This is a genomic window from Cytophagaceae bacterium ABcell3 (assembly GCA_030913385.1).
GTDB lineage: Bacteria > Bacteroidota > Bacteroidia > Cytophagales > Cytophagaceae > ABcell3.
In genome coordinates, this window is record CP133159.1 from 4,306,502 (window position 1) to 4,329,846 (window position 23,345).

A 23,345-nucleotide genomic window follows, 5' to 3' on the forward strand; every position below is an offset into this window, starting at 1 on the left:
GTTTAAATTGAATAAATTGGAAGTTCCGAAAATAAACCTGATTTTTGTCGGGACATTTTTAACGTTATTCCCCTAATGGCTGACTCTCTGATTTTAGCAATAATTTTACCAGGTTTAGTCGCTGCATTTTTAGCGCCTTACCTACAAAAAGCAGCACCTAAATTTTCCGGAGCCATTCTTACACTATTCCCTCTGGCTATTTTTACGGTCAGTTGCTTCTTTTTACCATCTATTGCAAACCATGAGCCAATCTCCTACTCAGTCAACTGGTTTCCAGATATGGGGATCAACTTCGACTTCTTCTTGGACGGGCTGTCCCTTACTTTTGTACTGCTCATCAGTGGTGTAGGAACATTGATCGTTTTATACGCTTGGGGCTATCTTTATGGACATCCGAAACTAGGCAACTTTTTGTGCTACCTGCTATTGTTCATGACTGCCATGCTCGGTTTGGTAATAGCAGACAACTTAATATTGTTGTTTATCTTCTGGGAATTGACCAGTATCAGCTCTTATCTACTAATCGGATTCAACCACGAACAGGAAAGGTCAAGGTATGCATCGCTGCAAGCATTACTTACCACTGGTAGTGGAGGATTAGCCATGATGGCCGGGTTCATATTATTATCGCAAGCAGGCGGTTCTTTCTTACTTACCGATTTATCAGCACTTGCGGGCACGCTTCAAGCACACCCTGCTTATAATGTTTTTCTCATACTCATACTTTTAGGAGCCTTTACCAAGTCAGCTCAATTTCCTTTTTATTATTGGCTACCCAATGCCATGGAAGCCCCTACTCCTGTGAGCGCCTACCTGCACTCTGCGACCATGGTAAAAGCAGGCGTTTATCTATTGGCAAGAATGAACCCCATGCTGGGTGGCACCATGCAATGGCAATATATTTTAATGATAGCAGGCGGTATCACGATGCTATTAGGCGCCATTATCGCTGTTCGGCATACCGACTTAAAAAAAGTACTGGCATATACCACCATTAGCTCACTAGGTATATTGGTGTTTTTAATAGGAATGGGCACGCCCTTTGCCATGATGGCCGCCATGGGATTTCTTGTGACACACTCCCTGTATAAAGGTACACTTTTCATGGTTACAGGCACCATAGACCATGAAACAGGCACACGAGAAATATCCAAGCTCGGAGGTTTATACAAATACATGCCCCTTTTGGGATTAGCAGCGATCTTTGCCGGCTTATCCAATGCAGGCATTCCCCCATTTTTTGGGTTTATAGGAAAAGAACTAATCTATGAAGCATCTTTAAGGTTTGAGAATGACCTGGGAGGTTTTATTCCCACAGTGACAGTCCTAACCAATATGCTTATCGTAGCCACAGCGCTGATTGCAGTTTATAAACCTTTTGCAGGAAAGTATACCGGCACACCCAAGCAACCACACGAAGGACCATTTAGCTTATGGTTCGGTCCTTTGGTTTTAGGGACTATTGGGTTAGTCTTTGGTGTATTTCCACAGTTTGCCTCCACCTATTTGGTAGGCCCGGCCGTATCGTCCATCAAAGGTGCCCCTACTACAGTAAAACTAGAGCTTTGGCATGGACTAAACCTTGCTTTATTTCTAAGTGTGATTACTTTAGGCACAGGCATATTGGTTTATGCATTCAGAAACAGCTATAGCAAAGTATTTACCTACAATGCCTTTTTCAGGAAAATTGACCCTGAGAACCTGTATCAATTAGCCTTGTCGGGCATGCTGAACTTTGCGAGGTTTCAAACCAAAATTTTCCAAAGTGGATACTTAAGGAATTACATTATTTGGGTACTGGTCATGCTTGCATTTTTGGTATTTCTGGCACTTTTCAATTTTGGAATCGAAGACTTTATAGTCACTCTTAGTTTTGAGGACATTTATTTTTATGAGGTAGTGCTATGCTTGGTAGTCTTGCTAGCAGCTTTTGTAGCTATTACCTCACGATCAGTATTAGCTGCGATAGCTGCACTTGGCATCGTCGGGTATGGAATTTCATTGTTGTTTATTATTTATGGTGCCACCGATTTGGCCATGACGCAGCTATCTGTAGAAACGCTGACAGTCATCTTGTTTGTATTGGTCATCTATAAGCTGCCAAAACTCTCCTACATATCCAGTAAGATGCTACGGGTCAGAGACAGAGCCATAGCCATTTTAACAGGACTTATTGCGACCTTTCTTATATTGTTCACCATAAGCAAGCCCATGGAACCACAAGTCAGCGAATACTTTGCTGCAAACAGTTATATTTTAGCAAAAGGAAGAAATATCGTCAATGTGATACTGGTAGACTTTCGGGCTTTAGATACTATGGGAGAAATAGTGGTGTTGGCAGTTGCGTCTATAGGGGTATATACATTGTTAAAACTTCGCTTGAGTAAAACAGGGAAAAAATGATTTCATTAATACTATCAACGGCAACTAAATACCTCCTGCCGATATTGATCATGTTCGCATTGTTTATGCTTATAAGGGGACACTATGAGCCAGGAGGAGGCTTTGTAGGAGGCTTGGCAGCAGCAGCAGCTTTTGCACTATATACCATCTCCAATGGAGTCGAAAAAGCACGGGATTTATTTCCTGCCAGACCTTCAAAGTTGACGCTAACAGGTTTGGTCATAGCACTTGGCAGTGGACTGGTCAGCCTTTTTACCAATGAAACTTTTTTTAAAGGCGAATGGCTTAACTTCGACTTTCCGGTTGTCGGGCCACTGGGCACGCCGCTGATGTTTGACATTGGTGTCTTTTTAGTAGTAATCGGAGTCACAATGAATATAGTATTTACACTTGCAGAAGAATAGTTTATGGAGTTAGTTTTTGCGATAATGACAGGTGGCTTATATGCCATGGCAGTGTACATGTTACTGAGACGCAGCATTGTAAAGCTTATTATAGGCTTTATATTACTATCCAATGCCACCAACCTCTTGATTTTTACATGCAGCCGACTAACAAGGGGTAAAACACCTATTATCCCAGCCGGAAAAACAGAAATAGAAGGTGCATTAGCAGACCCTTTACCGCAGGCACTGATTTTGACAGCCATTGTAATCAGCTTTGGCCTTATTGCATTTTCCATCATTTTGATCAAGCGGGTATATCAAGCTACAGGCTCCGATGACCTAGACAAAATGACTTCTACCGATACTTTTTAACTTTACTAAAAAATTGACCATACTTAATCAACATATCATACTTTTAACACCTGTTTTAGCTCCATTAATAACAGGAGTCCTATTGATGTTTTTCTTAAAGCATGTAAAAGTGCAGCAGTGGCTAAACATCATTTTATCTTTTGGTTTTCTGGTTTCAGGGCTAGTGTTAGTGCATACCGTTCGTCAGGAAAGCATTATCACCATACAGTCAGGAGGTTGGCCAGCACCTTTTGGTATCTCATTGGTAGCAGACATGTTTAGTGCCATTATGGTACTTATGACGGGGCTTCTGGCATTTGGAATTGCCATATATGCCGTTATTTCTATAGATACCAAAAGAGCCAAATTTGGCTTTTACCCACTGCTCAACATAATGTTTACGGGCATTTGTGGCTCTGTACTAACGGGAGATATCTTCAACTTGTTTGTATGGTTTGAGGTAATGCTGATATCCTCATTTGTGCTTCTATCACTAGGCGGAACAAAGGCGCAGTTAGAAGGGACAATCAAGTACGTAACCATCAACATTATCTCGTCCACCATATTTCTGGCGGCCATAGGTATTTTATACGGAGTCACCGGAACATTAAATTTTGCAGACCTTCATATCAAAGTAGCAGAGGCGGAAAACCAGACCATGATTACAGTAGCAGGCATGTTGTTCCTGCTTACATTTGGGATCAAGTCAGCCTTATTTCCGCTATTTTTCTGGCTACCAGCTTCTTACCACACACCACCTATTGCCATTTCAGCAGTTTTTGCCGGACTGCTTACCAAAGTAGGGGTTTATGCACTTATACGGGTATTTACTTTAGTTTTTGTCAACCACATCACCTTTACGCACTCCATTTTACTGTACATAGCAGGTTTTACGATGGTAGTTGGGGTGCTGGGCGCAGCCGCTCAAGGAGAAATGCGACGGCTCCTTTCTTTTCACATTATCAGCCAGATTGGGTATATGGTTATGGGACTGGGTATTTATACCCCATTAGCCTTGGCCGGATCAGTGCTTTACATTGCCCATAATATTATAGCCAAAACCAACCTCTTCCTTATCAGCGGTTTGATCAACCGGCTGAAAGGAACCTACGAGCTAAAAAAGCTGGGTGGACTCTTTAACCTACACCCGTTTCTAGGGGTACTCTTCCTTATTTCTGGGCTTTCACTGGCAGGCATCCCTCCCCTATCAGGCTTTTGGTCTAAATTTCTTTTAGCCAAGGCAGGTTTTGAAGCAGAACATTATATTATTATTATAATTTCACTCGCTACAGGCTTACTTACCTTGTTCTCTATGACCAAAATATGGAATGAGGCATTTTGGAAAGAAGCACTAGAAAACTACGAACCAGGGGTGGTAAAAATAAATATTCCTGTAGTAAACCAGCTGTACTTTTTCAGACTATTTACTGTAGAAAACATGTATATGCTTGTCCCTATCATGTTGTACTGTTTAATTATTCTATTAATAGGCTTTTTCCCTGCTTTCTTCTTCGATTACGTATACCAGGCCGGAGAGCAGCTTATGAACCCTGAACAATATGTCAAAACAGTTTTAAATTAATATCAATATGCAGCTTTTGCTTGCCAATGTACTTTTAACCATAGTGTGGCTAATCCTCACCGGAAGGTTTGACCCTACAAACTTCATGTTTGGGTTTGTATTAAGCTACCTGATATTATGGTTGGTACTTAGAACCCAAACACAGTCCAGGTATTTTGATAAACTTCCTAAGTTGCTGCTTTTTGTAGGATATTTTTTAGTGGAGCTTGTGAAAGCTAACATACGTGTAGCCTATGATATCCTCACACTACGACACCATATGCATCCAGGCATATTAGCTGTGCCACTAGAAGCTAAAAGCGATATAGAAATAACCTTATTGGCAAACTTCATTACCTTAACGCCAGGCACCCTGAGCATGGACGTGAGTACAGATAGAAAAGTCATTTACATACATTTTATGTATATTGACGATGAAGACCTGGCCAGAAAAAGTGTAAAAGACTTCGAAAAACGAATTTTAGACATTGTACGATGAATGACTTTTTGATCCATTATATAGCTTTACCTTTACTGAGCATATCAGTTATATTGGTTTTTGTACGTGTGGCCATAGGCCCAAGCCTACCAGACAAGGTAATAGCACTTGACCTGCTGGTAACCATCAGTATTGGTATCATTGCCGCCTATTCCATTATCCAGGATAATATGGTCTTCATAGACGTAGCGCTTATCCTTGCACTTTTGGCGTTTTTAGGCACAGTGGCATTTGCATATTATTATGAAAAAAGGGGGAAACAATGAAAGAAATTGCAGTATTTATATTATTGATACTCGGTACGCTATTAATCCTATTGGCAGGTATTGGCATCATACGTATGCCTGACCTATACATGCGTATGTCGGCTACTACCAAAGCAGCCACTTTAGGTACAGGTTTTATGTTGGGAGCAGCAGCGCTCCACTTTCAAGACACCAGCATCACCGCTAGGTGTTTCACTGCTATAGTTTTTCTTTTGCTAACGGCACCAGTGGCAGCCCACGTACTAGGCAGGGCAGCTTACTTTATAGGTATTCCAATGTGGAAGAAAAGTAAAAAAGATGAACTAAAAGGCAAGTATAATTACTTTTCACACATCCTTACAAGCGAAGACAGCTCTAACCTGGACAAAGAACACTTTAATATCAAAGACGATGATAAAAAAAGCCCTAAGGAATAACCTTAAGGCTTTTTTATCTTATAGGATTCGCTTAAGTCTCTATGATATATTGAGTTGTTTACTTATACCAAAATATGCTTTAAACAGCCTCCCTTAAATGGCTGTATGTGCCATTGTTAGATAATAAGGCGGCCATTGATGAAATTGCGTTAAGAACTTTATAACCATGGAGCGGCCAAAAAATTTGCTGTTTGAGCCCGACGCAAGGAGGGTGAGTTTCATCCCGATAGCTATCGGGATAGCGTAATGGTTATAAAGTTTAGCAAATTTCATCACAGGCCTTGACTTTTTTGCTTACGTTTTTTTGTCTAAGAAAAAAAGTAAGGCCCTGCCGGCGAGGCAAAAAGCAACTAAACGAGTCCTGGTAAGCTAATTAAAACATTAGATAACTAAATGGGAAACCCTACTTATTCCACCACGAGCGGACTCAGTCCTTTGATTACAGCCCCAAGTTTAATGGCTTCTAAAATCCTGCTCTCTGAAGCGCCAAGCCTAATTAAGCTCTCCTCATGTGCATTCACACACATCTCACAACCATTTAACGAGGATATAACTAAGCTGACCAACTCAAAGAACTCCTTGCCCAAAACCGGGTTCATCATAATGGACATCTTTATCCCTGCAGGAGCCTCATGATAAAAATCTTTTTTCACAAAATGCCTGAAACGATAAAATACATTGTTCACGTTCAATAAAGATACACAAGCAGCAATTTCTGCCACTTCCGGACCTGAAGCCCCTTCTTCAATAGCAAGTGTTGAAAATCCTGCTCTAAGTACAGCATTTTTTTCATTAATGGCCACAGCCAATGCGAGCAACAAACTTTCTTTTCGGTTGATATACTGGCCGTTCAATGCATTGCTTACATTGATCTTGAGGTCTTTAATATATTTATGCTCTTGCCCAACGATATTTTCTAGAATGGGGTAAAGCTGTTCCCCTCCAATATTAACCTCTTTCAAAAGGTTATCTTTAGTTTCATTTAATAAAGTAGCCATATGTGTTAAAAATTTAATTTGTTAAACCTGAATTATGCAATAGAGCTTCAACCTATCGCATAATTCAGGGTACATAAAATTAGATGGTGGACATAAAGAATATCCATACATTAAGCATTGATGGTTTCTTCACCTTTTTGCCAATTACAAGGGCAAAGTTCATCTGTCTGAAGCGCATCAAGCACCCTTAGCACCTCATGCACATTCCTACCGACAGATAATTCATTTACACTAACCCAGCGAATGATACCATGCGGGTCTACAATAAAGGTCGTTCTGTACGCCACCTTTTCTTCCGATTCAAGGATACCAAGCTCTTCAGCCAAGGATTTAGAGGTATCTGCAAGCATAGGGTAACGCAAGTCTTTCAGGTCACTGTGGTTTTGCCTCCACGCGACATGTACATATTCACTATCGGTAGACGCACCAATCAACATAGCGTCCCGGTCAGAGAAATCAGAAAATTTTGAATTAAACTCAGCAAGCTCAGTGGGACAGACAAAAGTAAAATCCTTAGGCCACCAAAACATAACCATCCATTGGCCTTCTTTTTTATGGTCTTCAGAAGTAATAGTGGTAAACTCTTGATCTTTGATCGTGGAAACCACTGCTTTTTTGCTAAATGAAGGAAATTCAGACCCTACTGATAAAATTCTGTTAATAGCCATTGCTTTATTTGTTTTAGTTTGTGAAAGAAAAATTATTTTGAACCGGACTACGTCATAAGACTAAGGGTAGAACTTCAACTTATCCCCACCCACTTTTGCCCTCAACAGGTACTTGATGGGTTAATTACGATAAGCTTTTTTCACCTTACCACTTACAGGCCTTATGAAGTAATCTAGTTATACAAAGGTGTAGCAATTGCTATTATAAATCAAATTGATTAATTTTATATTAATATAAATAAAATCTATAATGACATTATCACAACTGGAATACCTGCTCGCAGTAGACAAATACCGCCATTTCAGCACCGCAGCAGAGCACTGTCATGTAACCCAGCCAACCTTGAGCATGCAGCTTCAAAAGCTCGAAGAGGAGTTAGGAATCACGGTATTCGACAGAAGCAAACAACCTGTTATACCGACAACAGAAGGTATAATGATAATAGAGCATGCAAAAAAGATCATGAAGGAGGCGGAAGCACTTTATGAAAGCGTAAATCTTGCCAAAGGAGTCATAGCAGGAGAATTCCGTCTAGGGGTTATTCCTACGCTTGCCCCATATGTTATTCCGCTTTTTGTAAATAAAATAGCAGAAGACCATCCAGGTATAACGTTAATTATTGAAGAGCTAACTACAGAAAACATTATTGAGAAATTAAAAGGAGACCATTTGGATGCAGCATTACTGGCAACACCAACAGCTAACCTAGCACTAAATATCGTACCGCTGTTTATAGAATCATTTGTCGCATATGTAAGTGAAAACAATCCTTTATTTAAGAAGAAAACCCTATCACGAGCCGACATTGATTCGGAACAGGAAGTACTGATACTGCACGAAGGGCATTGCATGCAAGAGCAAGTAAACTTGTTCTGCAAAAAAAGACTAACAAAAAACTCCGGTATAGTTTATGAAGCAGGCAGCATAGAAACCCTACGCAGAATGGTGGATATTCGTGGCGGAATGACATTTTTGCCAGAACTGGCTGTTTATGACCTATCAGAAGACCAAGCAGACAAGGTTCGTTACTTCCAAGATCCACAGCCTGCAAGAGAAGTTAGTATCGTTACGCACAGAAGCTTTATCAAAAAGAAACTCTTAGAAATTATAAAGTCTGCAATTATAGAAAGCATACCCGCAAAAATGTTGCAGACAGAAAACAAACAGATTATCCATTTGCCAGCAACTTTTTGAGGTTGGCTAACATATGAAGTATTACAGTACGACGTCTCGCATATGACCTGGACACCGATTTACAGCTCCAAAATATCCCCCAAAATTGAAGCTGCTAAAGACTCTGAACTTGCGGCTTCAGCCACTTCCAGTGATCGGTCATATACATTGTTACAGGCAGGCAATATCATAAGACGAATGGTTATACATATAACAATATTTCTTCTATAAGCTTAAAAACAGTTGTTGAGGATTCTTCTTTTGCAGGATTAGTATGATCAAATAAATCATAGTTTCTCCTTGCTCTCTCTATTGCTAATTTCACACGAGGCTTTTGAGTTTTTTCATCAACTCCTTCTAATAGTTCAAAAATTGAATCAGTAATAATTTTTGAACCTTCTCCTTCAAATTTCACCTTGTAAGGCTTTAATAATTTATTTATTTTATCATTATATCCAGACCTGTTAAAAGCTCCACCTTGATGGTCTTCAAAATGCAAAATTATCCAATACTCAAAGGCTTGATTAGAGTATGCTACACCAAATCCGTATTTTTCCGCAAGTTTAATAGCTTTATTAAAGCTTTCAGCTTGTTTTGAATTATCAGCTTTAGGATCTGCATCAAAAACACACCACACTTGGTCATATTTTCTTGTTGAACTATCATTTTCAATCCTCTCCGATAGTTCTTTTGCTCTTTCTACTAAAGAAACTGTATTATATCCTTCTCCTATTGCTCTAATAGTAGCAGAAGTTAATTTAAACTTTTCAAAGTATGAGGGTTCGGTATTTTTTCCTTCACAAACTATTAATATAGTTGGTTTAATTCTCTTTTCAGGTTCTTCCCTTTCTAATCTTGGTTCTTTGCGTCTATGAGCCTTTAATAATTCCTTATGCTGTTTTTTTGCCTCAGCTTGTTCAGCTTTTTTATTCTTCATTCTCATTACGCACCATCAATTTATCGTAAATCAAATTATCAAATAATCCAAGAAAAGGTATCGCTCCATATTTACCACGAATATAGTTATCTTCAAAAGCTTCAGTCTTTCTTACCTCATCAGATTTAAAATCTGATAGCGAATACAATCTAGCTTCTCCAAACTTATCTTTTTCTGTAAACCATACTTGATCTCTACGAAATAAACCAGAGTTTAACAAATTTGTATCATGAGTATTAAAAATCAACTGAGCATTCTTAGGATTTAATACTTTCGAATTAAAAAGTGATACTAATTTACATACAAGATTAGGATGTAACTTGGAATCCAATTCATCAACAATTAAAGTATAACCATTCTCTAAAGTATCTAAAATTGGCCCCGTTAGATAATAAAATTTTTGAGTACCAAATGATTCATCATCGTCTAGAGAGAAATTAACACTCCCTACAAACTTCTTATTTTTATCATATTTTTTATGAATAGTATAAATTTCAGAAAGGAATTGAGCATTTTCCTCCTTAGATTTTTTTAGAATAAACTCTTTAATGTCTTTAGGCATAGTTTTAGGCAACTTTTCAGTATCAAGCATTTCTATAAATATGTCTTGAATTCCTAAGTCAGCGGCTTGTAACAATTTAAGTATTTTAGTTTTATACTCTACTTCACTCGTCTTACCTACAGTGTAACCTTGATACCCTTCCTCTCTTAGACCTGATAATGCACCTAATTTTTTAAACCATTCAATAACATTTTCAGAAATTGCATCATTAAATTGAGCAGCTACCGAAATTAATAAAGCATTGTTTCTAATAAGTCCTTCCTTAACTATAGTATGCCCCTTACTAAAGCTACGCGTATGAACATCGAAATTTTGCCCTTCTCTATAAAAGAGTTCAACTTCTTTAGTTTTATTTTTATGATACAACCACTCAGATACAACCTCAGTATTATCAGCCTCAAATCCATATCTATACAAAGTCCCTTTATAAATAAAGATAACTTCGAATTCTGTTGGGGCGTACTCAGTTTCTATACTTAGCTTGAATGGTTCAACATCAATTTTATCCCCTTTTTGGCTTTCTTTTGAAGAAGAAATAACAAAGTGTCTCATAAACATGAGGGCTTCAATAAACTTGCTTTTCCCACTAGCATTCGCCCCATATATTACAGCACTTTTAAGAATTCTTAAATTAAATTTATCTTCTTTAATAATATTTTCTTCTTCCCTAACCCCCTTATCATAATTAGAGGCGACAAGGGTTAAAGTGGCCTTATCTTTGAAAGTTCTATAATTTCTTATCGAGAATTGAACAAGCATAATTCTTTAGCTTTTTGCATATTTACTGCAAACTTAACGTTTATTTTACATTTTTTGTTTTTTTACGACAAAAAAAATGTAACAAGAATCTAAATGGGTTTTTATGCATTGGTTTAAGGTGCTTACTAAAAGAATCCTGCTGCTTACCTATAACTTCATGTATGCGCCACCATGTCAAAAAAAAAGACATAAAAAAAAGCCAACCCTGTAAGCGTTGGCTTTCAATATTTATAAAGGAATAATCCTATTATTTGATTTTGTCAACAATTGCTTTGAAAGCTTGAGGGTCATTCATTGCAATGTCAGCAAGGGCTTTTCTGTTAAGGCTTACATCAGCCTTTGCCAGTTTGCCAATAAACTGAGAGTAAGACATACCGTGCTCTCTGGCAGCCGCATTGATTCTTTGAATCCAAAGTGCCCTAAACTCTCTTTTCTTTTGTTTACGGTCTCTGTAAGCATATACAAGACCTTTTTCAACGGCATTTTTAGCAACCGTGTAAACATTTTTCCTTCTACCAAAGTAACCTTTGGCTTGTTTAATAATTTTTTTCCTTCTTTCGCGGGAGGCTACCGCTGGTACTGAACGTGGCATAATTTTAATTTTTTGGTATTTGGCGGCTCTAAATTAGCACTTAGGACCAAATCCCCGGTTAAACATTTTTTTCTAAACCTTCTTCAATCTGATAAAGATATCAGATTTTAAGCATTGCTTTTACGTTTGGCGTGTCAGCTTTGCTCACAAGAGTTGATTTAGTTAAATTTCTCTTCCTTTTGGTTTCTTTCTTAGTCAGGATGTGGCTTTTAAAAGCGTGCTTTCTTTTAATTTTACCAGTACCTGTTAATTTAAACCGCTTTTTCGCACCTGATTTAATCTTAACCTTCGGCATTTTTCTATTATTTATTTACTATAATTGAATTCTATTTTTTACTTACTTTAGGAGAAAGCATAAGAATCATACGCTTACCTTCCAGCCGTGGCATTTCTTCAACTTTGGCATACTCCTCAAGTGCCTGTGCAAACTTAAGCAGGAGAATTTCGCCTCTTTCCTTAAAGACAATAGACCGTCCGACAAAGTGCACATATGCTTTTACTTTAGCCCCATCTTTCAAGAAGTTTATGGCATGTTTAAGCTTAAACTCAAAATCATGCTCATCGGTATTAGGACCAAACCTTATTTCTTTAAGTATAACTTTGTGCGCTTTGGCTTTAAGTTCCTTCTGCTTCTTTTTTTGCTCGTACTTAAATTTGGAGTAATCGATAATTTTGCAAACAGGAGGATCTGCTTTAGGTGCAATTTCAACCAGGTCTAAGTTTTGAGCTTTAGCTTTTTCAAGCGCTTCACTTGTAGGAACAATGTCGCTTTCGCCACCTTCAACATCTACAAGTCGCACTTTAGGCACCCTGATTTTCTCATTAATCCTGTGTGCTTCTTCTTTACCTCTTACTACTCGTCCTCTAAAATTTGCCATTAATTACGTATAAATTCCTCCTTTATTCTTATGAATTAAAACAAGATGCAAATATTATAAATAAATATTTCAGATAAAAAATAAAGTTGTTTTTTTATCAAGATTTTTTAATTGTATCTGAAATTTCCTTTTTAAAAAAGGCTTTAAATTCATCTATACTAAAGCTCCCAATATCTCCCGTACCATGTTTTCTTACGGACACCTTTTTTTCTTCTCTTTCTTTTTCCCCAACGATCAACATATATGGGATCTTTTTCACTTCTGCATCCCTAATCTTTCTTCCTATTTTCTCGTCTCTATGGTCAATTATACCTCTTATATCAGATTCTTCCAAATCAAGATATACCTCTTGAGCATAATCGGCATATTTCTCAGATATAGGCAACAAAGCAATTTGCTCAGGAGACAACCATAGAGGGAAGTTTCCTGCGCAGTGTTCAATAAGCACGGCCACAAAACGCTCCAAAGAACCAAATGGCGCCCTATGAATCATTACCGGCCTGTGTTTTTGGTTGTCAGCCCCTATATATTCAAGCTTAAACCTTTCAGGTAACTGGTAATCTACCTGAATTGTTCCGAGCTGCCATTCCCTACCCAACGCATCTTTGACCATAAAATCCAATTTTGGCCCATAAAAAGCAGCTTCGCCGGTTTCCGTAACGGTTTTTAAATCCTTCTCCTCAGCGGCTTCTATAATAGCTTGTTCAGCTTTGTCCCACTGCTCATCACCACCGATATATTTAGATGTATTTTCTGGGTCACGCAGTGAAACCTGTGCCTTATAGTTTTCAAAACCCAATGTATTGAAAACATATAGAACCAAGTCTATAACCTTCAAAAACTCTTCTTTTACCTGATCCGGACGGCAGAAGATATGTGCATCGTCTTGGGTAAACCCTCTTACCCGGGTCAAACCGTGCAACTCGCCGCTTTGCTCATATCTGTAAACAGTTCCAAACTCAGCATATCTGATCGGCAGATCTTTATATGAGCGTGGTTTGGTTTTATAAATCTCACAGTGATGGGGACAATTCATTGGCTTTAACAAAAACTCCTCACCTTCATGAGGCGTTTTTATAGGCTGAAATGAATCTTCTCCATATTTCTCATAGTGGCCAGAAGTAACATAAAGCTCTTTCTGCCCAATATGTGGAGATACCACTGGCGAATAACCTGCTTTTACCTGGGCTTTTTTCAAAAAGCTTTCCAGGCGTTCCCGCAGCATAGCCCCCTTAGGCAACCATAAAGGAAGTCCCATGCCAACTTTTTCAGAGAAAGCAAATAGTTCAAGCTCCTTACCTAGCTTTCTATGGTCCCTTTTCTTTGCTTCTTCCAGCATTTCCAAATGCTGTGAAAGCCCCTTTTGCTTAGGGAAGGAAACTCCATATATCCTTGTAAGCTGTTTCCGGCTTTCATCGCCACGCCAATAGGCTCCGGCAACATTCATAAGCTTTACAGCTTTAATAAACCCGGTATTGGGTATATGTGGCCCCCGGCAAAGGTCAGTAAAACCTCCTTGCTTATAAAAGGTAATGGTTCCATCTTCTAAACCTTCAAGAAGGTCAAGCTTGTACTCATCCCCTTTTTCTTCAAAGTATTGAATGGCGTCTTTTTTGGAGATTTCCTCCCGCACATATTCATTCTTCTGCCTAGCAAGCTCAAGCATTTTATCCTCCACAGCCTTGAACTCGTCTTGAGAAAAGACTTTATCCCCAAAATCTACATCATAGTAAAAACCATTATCAATAGGAGGTCCTATACCGAATTTAACTCCAGGGTAAAGCGCTTCCAGGGCCTCCGCCAGCAAGTGAGCAGACGAATGCCAGAATGTAGACTTCCCTTCAGGATCATTCCATGTCAGCAACTGTACATTGGCATCTTGCTGAATCGGGGTATCGGCATCTACCACTGTCCCATTCACCTTCGCTGATAATACATTTCTCGCTAGTCCCTCGCTAATACTACGAGCAATATCCATGGGGGTAGTCCCCTGTTCATATTCTCTGACACTTCCGTCAGGTAATGTGATCCTGATCATTATTAAATAAAAAATTTATTTTCTTCTAAACAATCCTTTTCTCTTTTTCTCTTTGCCCTCGTCCTCATCACTTTCATCCTCATCGTCAGCAACTTCTTCTTTCTTATCGTCTTTTTCTTTTTTGTCGGCCTTACCTGTCTTTTCGTCCTGTTTTTCCTGATCTTCAGTAACATCCTGTTCAGAAGCTGGCGCTTTAGGTGCAGCTTTTAAAGAGTCCTTCTTCACTGGCGCTTTACCAGCGGTATCCTTCCCAGATTCCTGCTCTTTCTTTACCTCCGGCTGCAAAGGTACTTCTTTTTTCTTATCTCCGGCTTCTACAGGTGCTTTTTCTGAACTAGGCGCCGGTAATGTTGTACTAGTTGCCTTTTTTGGCTTTTCATCTTCTTCAAGGCTAACCTGTTTTTCAACAGGTGCCAGATCAGGGAAGCGATTGTAGATACGGTTTAAAGAAAGCTGGGCGGCCGTATCTTCTGGGTTTACAGATAAAATTCTTTTATAAAGTTTAATTGCTTCTTCATTTTGCACCTCCCTTTCATAAACCCGCGCAAGCATCAAGTTGATATCGGCCAAAGCGGTATCCTGCTCAAGCACTTTTTCTAAATAGATCTTAGACCCTGCCAAATTACCGGATTTAAAATAATACTCTCCCAGTTTTCTATTGGCGGGCATATAATCTGGGTTAAATTTCAAAGAAGACTGGAATGCATACAAAGCACTCTCTTTAAATCCACTTTTAGACAACACCTGCCCTTTGGCAAAAAGTAAACTCGGGTCTTCCGGGTGGTAGTTCTGGCCTGCAATTACAAAGATCATGGCCGAGTCGCTCTTGCCTGCATGGTTGTATGTCCGGGCAAGTTGGCGCACCACACCTTTATTGCTAGGGTCTTCGTTATACCCTTTCCGCAGGATACGTAACCCCCGGGCAGTGTCTTTTGCCGCAATGGCTGTCATTCCCTTGATCAGGTAAATATCAGAATGCTCAGGGGCCATCCTTGAAGCTTTAAACAAGTATTGATCTGACTTAATGGTGTTACCCGTAAGGAGGGTAAGTTTTGCCAACAAAAACATGAGCTCCGCACGATTGTCTTTAATCCTTTCAGCATAAAAAGCAGATTCCAACGCCTCTGGATATTGACCTAGTTCTTCCAAACACTTGGCACGTAGAAACCATGCATCAAAACTCCTGTCATCTTTCTCAGATGCCTGTACGGCATCTTGCAGTGCTTTCTTTAGCATACCAGCTTCAAAAAGATACGCTCCCCTCCTAATCAAAAACTTGATATTGTTAGGGTTTTCAGACACTGCATTGTTCAATGCATGCAATATAGGATCAGAAGCAATCTTTTCAGGAGATTTTCTTTCATGCGTAGCCTGGTTTCCGCCACATGAGCATAAAACACTAAACAGGCCGACAATTGCTATGCACCGGATTAAGTTCATCTTAATTTCTATATTATTAAAGCTCAAGGAAGTTTTTGATAATAGTCTCTCCTTCCTTACCGCTCTTTTCTGGGTGAAATTGTGCTGCATAAAAATTATCTTTCTGCAAGGCGGCGCTAAAAGGTAAAATATACTCTGTCTTTGCAACAGTATACTCACTTAGCCCAGCGTAGTAGCTATGGACAAAGTAAACATAACCACCTTCGTCAATGCCTTTGAACAACTCCCCCTTTAGTCCTTGCAAAGCATTCCATCCCATGTGAGGCACTTTATCCTCAGGGGGGAACACTTTTACATCTACGGGAAAAATACCCAAACAATCCACATCACCTTCTTCAGAGTGGCGGCACATCAACTGCAAGCCTAAGCAAATACCCAAAAAAGGCTGTTTTAAGGCAGTCAATACTTTATCAAGCCCTTTAGCCCTTAGATGGTCTATCGCGGAGCTTGCCTGACCTACGCCAGGAAAGATCACCTTGTCAGCCGAAAGGAGAAGTTCTTTATCGTCGGTAACAATAGGCTCTATACCTAAGCGGTTTAATGCAAACATTACAGACTGCAGGTTACCTGCATTATATTTTACAATAGCTACTTTCACTAATGCTTTCTTTACAAATTTTTCAACAAATACATTATAATACCCCTTTGGTACTTGGAAGAATATGCGCCGTCGCTTTATCCTTTTTCAGAGCCATTTTTATAGACTTAGCCACTGCTTTAAAAATAGCCTCTATCTTATGGTGTTCATTATCCCCCTCTACCTTGATATTCAGATTACATTTGGCAGCATCAGAAAAAGACTTGAAAAAATGATAAAACATTTCAGTAGGCATATCCCCAATTTTTTCACGCTTAAATTCAGCTTCCCAAACCAGCCAACTCCTACCTGAAAAATCTATAGCAGCTTGTGCCAAAGAGTCATCCATTGGTAACAAAAAGCCATACCTTTCAATTCCCCTTTTATCTCCAATGGCCTGGGCAAAAGCATCACCCAAAGCAATAGCGGTATCTTCGATGGTATGGTGCTCGTCTATATGCAAATCACCCTCCACCTCTACCGTAAGATCGCATAAGGAGTGCTTACCCAACTGGTCCAGCATATGGTCGAAAAAGCTAAGACCGGTTTTGATATTAGTTACACCAGTTCCGTCTAGGTTCAGGTTTATAAAAATATCCGTTTCTTTGGTTTTCCTCCGCACCGTAGCGGTTCTTTTATTTCCACCTAAGAGAAAGTGGTAAATTTCGTTCCAGTCGAAAGTGGTCAAGGCTGCATCATTATGGACATTTTCTCCAATATAAATAGCTTTGGTTCCAAGGTTTTTCGCTAATTGGATATCAGTGACACGATCACCGATCACAAAAGAGTTCTCAAGATCATAGTCACCGTTCATATACTCCTCCAACATACCTGTACGAGGTTTTCTGGTAGGCAGGTTCTCATGTTCAAAAGAACGGTCTATGTGGACTTTGTCAAACTTGACTCCTTCATTGGCCAGTGTCTTCATCATTTTGTCCTGAGCAGGCCAAAAGGTGTTTTCGGGAAAAGATTCTGTACCTAAGCCATCTTGATTGGTTACCATGACCAACATATAATCAAGTTCTGCCGCTATTTTGGCAAGATTGGTAATGGCGCCGGGCAGGAACTCCAGTTTTTCAAGAGAATCAACTTGTTTGTCCTCAACAGGTTCTACTATAATGGTTCCGTCCCTGTCTATAAATAATACTTTCTTTTTCATTTTATTTGTACTCCTTGAGTGCCGAAATCAGTTTATCATTTTCATCAGGTGTTCCTACGGTAATTCTCAAACACCCCTCACATAAAACAACAGAAGAGCGGTCACGGGTAATGATTTTTCTCTCAATAAGGAATTCATAAACCGCCTTACCGCCAGTAGTTTTGACTAACAAAAAATTTGCGTCCGATGGAAAGATTTTCACCACAACCGGCAAACCTTGCAAATTATCTTTGAGGCGTTCACGTTCCGTCAGGATCTGCTCTACCATCATCTCCTTGCTCAACACCTTCCTAAGCCCTTCCAGTGCAATGGATTGAGAAGCGCCATTAATATTATAAGGAGGCTTAATTTTATTAAAAACACTTATAATTTCCTCAGAAGCATAAGCCATACCCAAGCGCAATGCTGCCATGCCCCAAGCTTTTGACAAGGTTTGTAAAATGACCAAATTGGGAAACTCTTTCAACCTTGGTACAAAACCTATATGCCGGGAGAAATCTATATATGCCTCATCTATAACCACAAGTCCGTTGAACTTATTCAACACCTCTTCAATGTCTTTAACCTTTAAACTATTTCCTGTGGGATTATTAGGTGAGCAAATAAAAATGATTTTGGTATGTTCATCTGCAGCCTCAAGTACAGCCTCCGTTCTAATCTGAAAATCATCGGACAGCGGGACTTTTTTCACTTCCACATCATTAATGGCTGCGCTTACCTGGTACATTCCATAAGTTGGGGGCATGATAATAATGTTATCAATACCAGGCTTGCAAACCATCCTTATGATCAGATCTATAGGTTCATCACTACCATTTCCAAGAAATATATTTTTAACGTCTGCCCTTTTAATAGCGGCAATCACCTCTTTTAAAGGTCTTTGCAGGGGGTCTGGATAGCGGTGGTAAGGAGGGTCTGTCACTGATCCCAGCGAATTTTCATTAGCATCAAGAAAAATGCCTTCTGAACCTTCATATTCATCTCTTGCAGAAGAATACGCTTCTGCCTTTCTAATATTATCTCTTAATAGTTTATCGAGCGAAAACAAAATAACCTCCTATATTTTATTGAAAATGCAAAATAAGGAAGTTTTTCATTAAAAAATTAATTACAGACCGAATTTTGGGAGACAATTCTAAAAAAAACTATATTTGCCAACTAATAACAAGTGGTAGTTCGGCATCGTATTATAATTAAAGACAAAATCTGAAATGAAGGAAAAATTCTCCTGGAAAATAGAATGCGCTCATACACCTGAGACCATTGACAGAATCCTGTTACCCATCAGAAAAAGAGGGCTTACGCTCAATAGCTTTACATATAAGAAAGTAGATGACAAAAAAGCAGAGTGTACTTTTGAGGTAGAAATAGAGCCTACGGAGACAGAAAGGATACACCTAAACCTGCTCAGAATTTATGATATAGATTGTGTTACAAAACTGTAGTATCTACAGAAATACCTTAAAATGTGCTTTTTGAAGGTAAGCTTATTGCTTGAGCCTATAAGTTGCTATACCTATTTTTTTCACTTTTTTACCTTTTAATTAATCATCATTAACCTCCTCCACCCGAATTTTAACAGATTCCTCGTTCCTCGGAATGACAGGTTATCATTAAGGTTATAATTAGCAGAAAACCAAAACTTAACCGTCATTGCGAGGCATAAGGTAGTGGTCGGTAAAGTTCTTTGTCTGAAACTTTAAGCCTTTAGTTTCTTATAAAAAAAATGCCGCGGCAATCTGTTTGCTGTGAGCTGTGTTGGTTGATTGTTGGTGGGGTATGATACTAGACCTGAGATGAAAGTACCCTCTGCACTTAACACTCCTCCTTGTCATCCTGACGAAGGAAGGATCTGTTGGAGTAAAAGTATGAGTGCCTTTATCTACTCTTATTACAATGGTAGGTGCCAAAGTCTGGCAGATTCCTCTCCGATAGCTATCGGGACGGAATGACAGGTTACTAATAAGGCTGTAATTAGCAGAAAAACAGAACTTAACCGTCATTGCGAGGCGCAAGATATGGGTTGTTAAAGCTATAGGATTAAAGCTTACAGTCTTATGTTTCTTATGAAACAATGCCGCGGCAATCTGGTGGCCGTTAGCTGTGTTGGTTGATTATTGGTGGGGTATGATACTAGACCTGAGATGAAAGTACCCTCTGCACTTAACACCCCTTCTTGTCATCCTGACGAAGGAAGGATCTGTTGGAGTAAAAGTATGAGTGCCTTTATCTACTCTTATTACAATGGTAGGTGCCAAAGTCTGGCAGATTCCTCTCCGATAGCTATCGGGACGGAATGACAGGTTACTAATAAGGCTGTAATTAGCAGAAAAGCAAAACTTAACCGTCATTGCGAGGCGCAAGATATGGGTTGTTAAAGCTATAGGATTAAAGCTTACAGTCTTATGTTTCTTATGAAACAATGCCGCGGCAATCTGGTGGCCGTTAGCTGTGTTGGTTGATTATTGGTGGGGTATGATAGTAGACCTGACGATTAGATTGCTTCGTCGTGCCTCCTCGCAATGACGTGGTGGGGAGTTGTAATAGTGGGTGTATATACCAGACCTGACGGCGTATGAGGGAGAGGTAGAAGGCATATTTAGGACAGGCTTTTTGGTGAAATCAATCCAAAAGTAACTGTTACCGGTAGCATTGCTTGTTGGTGAAAACACCAACAAGAGGGAAGGTGAATATCGGGAGAAGGCATATTTGGAACAGGCTTGTTGGTGAAAACACCAACAAGAGGGAGGTTATTATTTTTTTACAAGGGAATTTGACAAAAATATATGTCGCAATAAGCAAGTTAGCATCCAACCTCGTCCCCTCCCAACAAAATGACAGGGAAAAAAGCCATAAGTTAGACCACATATATGTCAGACCAAAATTTTAAAAAAAATAACATAACCTTACATACCCTTTTCACGTTAAATGAGCTAAAACATAGTTACACCAGCTTATAACTTGAAAAATGCTTGAATACACAAAAACGATTCTCAAAAAAGTAAGCTTTGACAAATTTTTGTTTGAAAAAGAACTCAAAAAAGCCACGGGGCATGTATCAGTAGAAGAGTTCGAACAACTGATGAAGTGGTGCGAAAAACAATATGGGCATCTATATCCGGATGTTTTCGAAAAGTATTTGACTGTAGAAAAAAGTAAATAAGAATTGTAAAAGGGCTAAATATATTAGCCCTTTTTAAATTAGATAGAAAAACATCTCGAAAATTAAGCTTTCAACTAACTTTTCCGTCTTCACACCCCCTACTCTACCCTTTTTTGTTCAAAGACCATCCTACTCCATGCTTACCTAAAGCACTATAGAGCAACTTATAACATAAAAAAATATGAACTAAAAGTGCTTTATATCTCTACTTTTTTCATATTTTACCGTATTAAGCTATCAGAACCAAAAGCAAAAAGGTATGAACACTTCAATATGGTTATTGGCAGGAGCTCAGGTCTTCAGTATTTGGGTTAGCGTTTTTTCTTATAGAAAAAAATCCGTTTCGACCAGCGGATTTACCGCCATGTTGCTAATCAGTGCTTTGTTTATCTGGACTGAACAGCTTTCTCTGCTAACAATAGTTTTTTTAATGTTCGCCTCCTCTTCTTTACTTTCAAAGTTTAAAAAATCCGAAAAGCAGCACCTCAAAACGGTTGTGGAAAAACACGGTGCTAGAGATTATATTCAAGCGTTAGCAAATCTTGGCACTGCCACCGGACTGATAGTATTAAACTACTTTTTCCCCAACGACTTGATGGTAGTTGCAGCCATTGGAAGCATAGCAGCAGCAAACGCCGATTCTTGGGCCTCAGAAACTGGAAGCCTTAGCACATCCAAACCTGTATTGATTACTACATTTAAACCTATTCCCAAAGGCTTATCAGGAGGAATTACGCTGACAGGTACTTTAGGTGGCATTGCTGGGGCTTGGTTTATTGTTTTCTCATCTATTCTCATTCTGCCTTTAGCCTCATCGTATTCAGGAAATTTAAACACTATGGCTATTGCTGTTTTTCTAGCAGGTGTTTTCGGATTATTCCTTGATTCTTGGTTAGGCGCAATTTGTCAAGCATTGTATAAGAACAAGGACACTTATTCATTTACAGAAAACCCCACTGGAAATACTTCTCTTGTAAAAGGTGTTGTTTGGATTAACAATGACTTGATCAATTTTATCTCAACAGTATCCGGAGCCGTAGTGGCAGGAAGCATTTACTATAGTTTGGTCTGAAAGTAATACAACTATTGTATTTTAACCTTCTCTTTATACAAGTTTTTGAGTAATTTACGCTTGTGTTAAGAGAAGTAAAAAGCCTGTTTTCAATTCGAGGAAATTACCAAAAAAGAAACTTTGGACTGGATTGCCTAAGGGCGTATGCGATTTTTTTAGTTGTCTCTGGGCATGGGGGATTTATGCTCAACAACACCATACTCGAAGGCTTTCCCTGGTTCAGAATAGTAGACGGAGTAGAGCTTTTTTTTGTAATAAGTGGATTCCTAACCGGAAGCATACTGCTCAAATACTATAAAGATGAAGACAAATCCAAACTACAAAGCACACTTACTTTCTGGAAAAGAATAGCACTAAAGACCCTACCATGTTATTACTTATTGTTATTTGTAAATTTCATATTAGTAAAATACGGGATCATCAATGGGGATTTAAAGCAATTTACGTTACATTTTTTTGTCTTTACACATAATTTAACAGGTCCTTTTCATGATTTTTTTTGGGAGTCATGGAGCTTAGCAGTACAGGAGTGGTTCTACCTACTTATTCCTATACTTATTGCATCAGCACTATTATTTCTACACTTAAGGAAAGCGTTTCTTGCAATAGTTTTGCTTCTCCTAATTTTTCCTCTCGCCTACAGAGTTTACATCTCTCCTTTAGAAGTAAACGGTTTTTGGTGGGATGTAACTTTTAGAAAAACTGTATTAACACGCTTGGATTCTTTGGGATATGGAGCTCTTGCTGCCTGGATAAAGTTTTACTACCGGGAAAAATGGACAGAGAAAAAGACAATTGCTGCTATTATAGGAATACTATTATTGAGTTCAAGGTTTTTCCCTTTCAAACCTTATGAGTTTTACCATAAAACCTTTTCTTTTAGCATTACCTCGGCAGGAACTTTGCTATTGCTACCTTTCGCAGAAAGTTTTAGAACCGCAAAGGGTAGACTTAAGGGAATTATCACACACATAAGCCTTATATCCTACCCAATGTATCTCATAAATTTAGGACTTCTATCACAGGTAATTTCAAACAACTTCCCTCCACAAAATCCATCAGAAGGGCTTCTGATGTATGCAATTTATTGGATATTAACTATAATAATATCTACACTTCTTTATAAATATTTTGAAAAACCATTTACAGACCTAAAAGATACTCAAGTCAGCCTACCATATTTTCTAAAAAGATCAAGACCGTAATGAACCAAAAAACGAATGCATGGCCAAAGATCTATAAACATACCATGGGACATTAAAAAATCACCAAAACATTCACCCTTCTCTCCCCAGAAAACCATAGGGTTAGTCATAAGTCTTGACATCACCAACAGCTTATAATGCCCATAAATATTAGTACTGGTTTAGAATAGGAGTAAGAAGCGGCTGATTTGATTAATTTCTTCGTACTAGAAGTCATACTACATAATTCGGTTAAACCTAT

General features: G+C 38.8%; 24 protein-coding genes. 12 read left to right on the forward strand and 12 right to left on the reverse strand.

Features of this window, described 5'->3' with window-relative positions:
• Positions 1 to 75: 75 nt before the first annotated feature.
• Genes RCC89_17465 through mnhG form a run of 7 tightly spaced genes read left to right on the forward strand, consistent with a single transcriptional unit; the run spans position 76 to position 5,882 of the window.
• The gene (locus RCC89_17465; GenBank protein WMJ74937.1) at positions 76 to 2,403 is read left to right on the forward strand and encodes a putative monovalent cation/H+ antiporter subunit A; all 2,328 of its coding nucleotides are present in this window, start codon (positions 76 to 78) and stop codon (positions 2,401 to 2,403) included.
• On the forward strand, positions 2,400 to 2,807 hold the full coding sequence (locus RCC89_17470) for a Na+/H+ antiporter subunit B (GenBank protein WMJ74938.1): 408 nt from the start codon (positions 2,400 to 2,402) through the stop codon (positions 2,805 to 2,807). The genes RCC89_17465 and RCC89_17470 overlap by 4 nt, the downstream gene beginning before the upstream one ends.
• 3 nt (positions 2,808 to 2,810) lie before the next feature.
• Positions 2,811 to 3,161, forward strand: a complete 351-nt coding sequence (locus RCC89_17475; GenBank protein ID WMJ74939.1) for a Na+/H+ antiporter subunit C — start codon at positions 2,811 to 2,813, stop codon at positions 3,159 to 3,161.
• A gap of 13 nt (positions 3,162 to 3,174) precedes the next feature.
• Positions 3,175 to 4,722: a proton-conducting transporter membrane subunit gene (locus RCC89_17480; GenBank protein WMJ74940.1), complete on the forward strand. Its 1,548-nt coding sequence runs from the start codon at positions 3,175 to 3,177 to the stop codon at positions 4,720 to 4,722.
• A gap of 7 nt (positions 4,723 to 4,729) precedes the next feature.
• Entirely contained in the window at positions 4,730 to 5,200 is a 471-nt protein-coding gene (locus RCC89_17485) for a Na+/H+ antiporter subunit E (GenBank protein ID WMJ74941.1), read from the forward strand.
• Positions 5,197 to 5,466, forward strand: a complete 270-nt coding sequence (locus RCC89_17490) for a monovalent cation/H+ antiporter complex subunit F (GenBank protein WMJ74942.1) — start codon at positions 5,197 to 5,199, stop codon at positions 5,464 to 5,466. Before RCC89_17485 ends, RCC89_17490 begins: the two co-directional genes overlap by 4 nt.
• Positions 5,463 to 5,882, forward strand: coding sequence for a monovalent cation/H(+) antiporter subunit G (gene mnhG, locus RCC89_17495; protein ID WMJ74943.1), 420 nt, complete (start codon positions 5,463 to 5,465; stop codon positions 5,880 to 5,882). Before RCC89_17490 ends, mnhG begins: the two co-directional genes overlap by 4 nt.
• A 407-nt stretch (positions 5,883 to 6,289) precedes the next feature.
• Here mnhG and RCC89_17500 read toward each other — a convergent pair whose 3' ends face one another.
• Together RCC89_17500 and RCC89_17505 are read right to left on the reverse strand one after the other, a co-directional pair.
• Positions 6,290 to 6,880, reverse strand: a complete 591-nt coding sequence (locus tag RCC89_17500) for a carboxymuconolactone decarboxylase family protein (GenBank protein ID WMJ74944.1) — start codon at positions 6,878 to 6,880, stop codon at positions 6,290 to 6,292.
• A gap of 110 nt (positions 6,881 to 6,990) precedes the next feature.
• The gene (locus tag RCC89_17505; protein ID WMJ74945.1) at positions 6,991 to 7,548 is read right to left on the reverse strand and encodes a peroxiredoxin; all 558 of its coding nucleotides are present in this window, start codon (positions 7,546 to 7,548) and stop codon (positions 6,991 to 6,993) included.
• 250 nt (positions 7,549 to 7,798) lie between these two features.
• On the opposite strand from RCC89_17505, the gene RCC89_17510 reads away from it, so the two are divergent.
• Positions 7,799 to 8,743 carry a hydrogen peroxide-inducible genes activator gene (locus RCC89_17510; protein WMJ74946.1) on the forward strand — a complete coding sequence of 315 codons (945 nt, stop codon included), beginning with the start codon at positions 7,799 to 7,801 and terminating at the stop codon, positions 8,741 to 8,743.
• Positions 8,744 to 8,924: 181 nt separating this feature from the next.
• On the opposite strand, the gene RCC89_17515 is transcribed toward RCC89_17510, so the two are convergent.
• The 10 genes from RCC89_17515 to hisC form a co-directional block, all read right to left on the reverse strand.
• The gene (locus RCC89_17515) at positions 8,925 to 9,659 is read right to left on the reverse strand and encodes an RloB family protein (protein ID WMJ74947.1); all 735 of its coding nucleotides are present in this window, start codon (positions 9,657 to 9,659) and stop codon (positions 8,925 to 8,927) included.
• Positions 9,649 to 10,980 carry an ATP-binding protein gene (locus tag RCC89_17520; protein ID WMJ74948.1) on the reverse strand — a complete coding sequence of 444 codons (1,332 nt, stop codon included), beginning with the start codon at positions 10,978 to 10,980 and terminating at the stop codon, positions 9,649 to 9,651. Before RCC89_17520 ends, RCC89_17515 begins: the two co-directional genes overlap by 11 nt.
• Positions 10,981 to 11,227: 247 nt before the next feature.
• On the reverse strand, positions 11,228 to 11,572 hold the full coding sequence (gene rplT, locus RCC89_17525; protein WMJ74949.1) for a 50S ribosomal protein L20: 345 nt from the start codon (positions 11,570 to 11,572) through the stop codon (positions 11,228 to 11,230).
• 100 nt (positions 11,573 to 11,672) lie between these two features.
• Positions 11,673 to 11,867, reverse strand: a complete 195-nt coding sequence (gene rpmI, locus RCC89_17530) for a 50S ribosomal protein L35 (GenBank protein WMJ74950.1) — start codon at positions 11,865 to 11,867, stop codon at positions 11,673 to 11,675.
• A gap of 31 nt (positions 11,868 to 11,898) precedes the next feature.
• Complete coding sequence (gene infC, locus RCC89_17535; GenBank protein WMJ74951.1) at positions 11,899 to 12,450, reverse strand: translation initiation factor IF-3; 552 nt, start codon at positions 12,448 to 12,450, stop codon at positions 11,899 to 11,901.
• A 97-nt stretch (positions 12,451 to 12,547) separates the two neighbouring features.
• Positions 12,548 to 14,488 carry a threonine--tRNA ligase gene (gene thrS, locus RCC89_17540; GenBank protein ID WMJ74952.1) on the reverse strand — a complete coding sequence of 647 codons (1,941 nt, stop codon included), beginning with the start codon at positions 14,486 to 14,488 and terminating at the stop codon, positions 12,548 to 12,550.
• Between the two features lie 15 nt (positions 14,489 to 14,503).
• Positions 14,504 to 15,955 carry a tetratricopeptide repeat protein gene (locus tag RCC89_17545; protein ID WMJ74953.1) on the reverse strand — a complete coding sequence of 484 codons (1,452 nt, stop codon included), beginning with the start codon at positions 15,953 to 15,955 and terminating at the stop codon, positions 14,504 to 14,506.
• Positions 15,945 to 16,526, reverse strand: coding sequence for an imidazole glycerol phosphate synthase subunit HisH (gene hisH, locus RCC89_17550; protein WMJ74954.1), 582 nt, complete (start codon positions 16,524 to 16,526; stop codon positions 15,945 to 15,947). Before hisH ends, RCC89_17545 begins: the two co-directional genes overlap by 11 nt.
• Positions 16,527 to 16,560: 34 nt before the next feature.
• Positions 16,561 to 17,664: a bifunctional histidinol-phosphatase/imidazoleglycerol-phosphate dehydratase HisB gene (gene hisB, locus RCC89_17555; GenBank protein WMJ74955.1), complete on the reverse strand. Its 1,104-nt coding sequence runs from the start codon at positions 17,662 to 17,664 to the stop codon at positions 16,561 to 16,563.
• Position 17,665: 1 nt separating this feature from the next.
• Positions 17,666 to 18,712, reverse strand: coding sequence for a histidinol-phosphate transaminase (hisC, locus tag RCC89_17560; protein ID WMJ74956.1), 1,047 nt, complete (start codon positions 18,710 to 18,712; stop codon positions 17,666 to 17,668).
• A 163-nt stretch (positions 18,713 to 18,875) separates the two neighbouring features.
• Here hisC and RCC89_17565 point away from each other — a divergent pair, with 163 nt between their 5' ends.
• The 4 genes from RCC89_17565 (at position 18,876) to RCC89_17580 (ending at position 23,104) form a co-directional block, all read left to right on the forward strand.
• The gene (locus tag RCC89_17565; protein ID WMJ74957.1) at positions 18,876 to 19,109 is read left to right on the forward strand and encodes a hypothetical protein; all 234 of its coding nucleotides are present in this window, start codon (positions 18,876 to 18,878) and stop codon (positions 19,107 to 19,109) included.
• A gap of 1,523 nt (positions 19,110 to 20,632) precedes the next feature.
• Positions 20,633 to 20,827 (forward strand): hypothetical protein, encoded by a 195-nt coding sequence (locus RCC89_17570; protein WMJ74958.1) that lies wholly within the window; start codon positions 20,633 to 20,635, stop codon positions 20,825 to 20,827.
• Positions 20,828 to 21,086: 259 nt separating this feature from the next.
• The gene (locus RCC89_17575; protein WMJ74959.1) at positions 21,087 to 21,899 is read left to right on the forward strand and encodes a DUF92 domain-containing protein; all 813 of its coding nucleotides are present in this window, start codon (positions 21,087 to 21,089) and stop codon (positions 21,897 to 21,899) included.
• Positions 21,900 to 21,961: 62 nt separating this feature from the next.
• Positions 21,962 to 23,104, forward strand: a complete 1,143-nt coding sequence (locus tag RCC89_17580; protein WMJ74960.1) for an acyltransferase — start codon at positions 21,962 to 21,964, stop codon at positions 23,102 to 23,104.
• The last annotated feature ends 241 nt before the right edge of the window (positions 23,105 to 23,345 follow it).

Excerpts from the sequence above, each read along its gene's own strand:
- RCC89_17465 (WMJ74937.1), top strand. The coding sequence starts at position 76 with ATGGCTGACTCTCTGATTTTAGCAATAATTTTACCAGGTTTAGTCGCT.
- RCC89_17470 (WMJ74938.1), top strand. The coding sequence starts at position 2,400 with ATGATTTCATTAATACTATCAACGGCAACTAAATACCTCCTGCCGATA.
- RCC89_17475 (WMJ74939.1), top strand. The coding sequence starts at position 2,811 with ATGGAGTTAGTTTTTGCGATAATGACAGGTGGCTTATATGCCATGGCA.
- RCC89_17485 (WMJ74941.1), top strand. The coding sequence starts at position 4,730 with ATGCAGCTTTTGCTTGCCAATGTACTTTTAACCATAGTGTGGCTAATC.
- RCC89_17490 (WMJ74942.1), top strand. The coding sequence starts at position 5,197 with ATGAATGACTTTTTGATCCATTATATAGCTTTACCTTTACTGAGCATA.
- mnhG (WMJ74943.1), top strand. The coding sequence starts at position 5,463 with ATGAAAGAAATTGCAGTATTTATATTATTGATACTCGGTACGCTATTA.
- RCC89_17500 (WMJ74944.1), bottom strand. The coding sequence starts at position 6,880 with ATGGCTACTTTATTAAATGAAACTAAAGATAACCTTTTGAAAGAGGTT.
- RCC89_17505 (WMJ74945.1), bottom strand. The coding sequence starts at position 7,548 with ATGGCTATTAACAGAATTTTATCAGTAGGGTCTGAATTTCCTTCATTT.
- RCC89_17510 (WMJ74946.1), top strand. The coding sequence starts at position 7,799 with ATGACATTATCACAACTGGAATACCTGCTCGCAGTAGACAAATACCGC.
- RCC89_17515 (WMJ74947.1), bottom strand. The coding sequence starts at position 9,659 with ATGAAGAATAAAAAAGCTGAACAAGCTGAGGCAAAAAAACAGCATAAG.
- RCC89_17520 (WMJ74948.1), bottom strand. The coding sequence starts at position 10,980 with ATGCTTGTTCAATTCTCGATAAGAAATTATAGAACTTTCAAAGATAAG.
- rplT (WMJ74949.1), bottom strand. The coding sequence starts at position 11,572 with ATGCCACGTTCAGTACCAGCGGTAGCCTCCCGCGAAAGAAGGAAAAAA.
- rpmI (WMJ74950.1), bottom strand. The coding sequence starts at position 11,867 with ATGCCGAAGGTTAAGATTAAATCAGGTGCGAAAAAGCGGTTTAAATTA.
- infC (WMJ74951.1), bottom strand. The coding sequence starts at position 12,450 with ATGGCAAATTTTAGAGGACGAGTAGTAAGAGGTAAAGAAGAAGCACAC.
- thrS (WMJ74952.1), bottom strand. The coding sequence starts at position 14,488 with ATGATCAGGATCACATTACCTGACGGAAGTGTCAGAGAATATGAACAG.
- hisB (WMJ74955.1), bottom strand. The coding sequence starts at position 17,664 with ATGAAAAAGAAAGTATTATTTATAGACAGGGACGGAACCATTATAGTA.
- RCC89_17565 (WMJ74957.1), top strand. The coding sequence starts at position 18,876 with ATGAAGGAAAAATTCTCCTGGAAAATAGAATGCGCTCATACACCTGAG.
- RCC89_17570 (WMJ74958.1), top strand. The coding sequence starts at position 20,633 with ATGCTTGAATACACAAAAACGATTCTCAAAAAAGTAAGCTTTGACAAA.
- RCC89_17575 (WMJ74959.1), top strand. The coding sequence starts at position 21,087 with ATGAACACTTCAATATGGTTATTGGCAGGAGCTCAGGTCTTCAGTATT.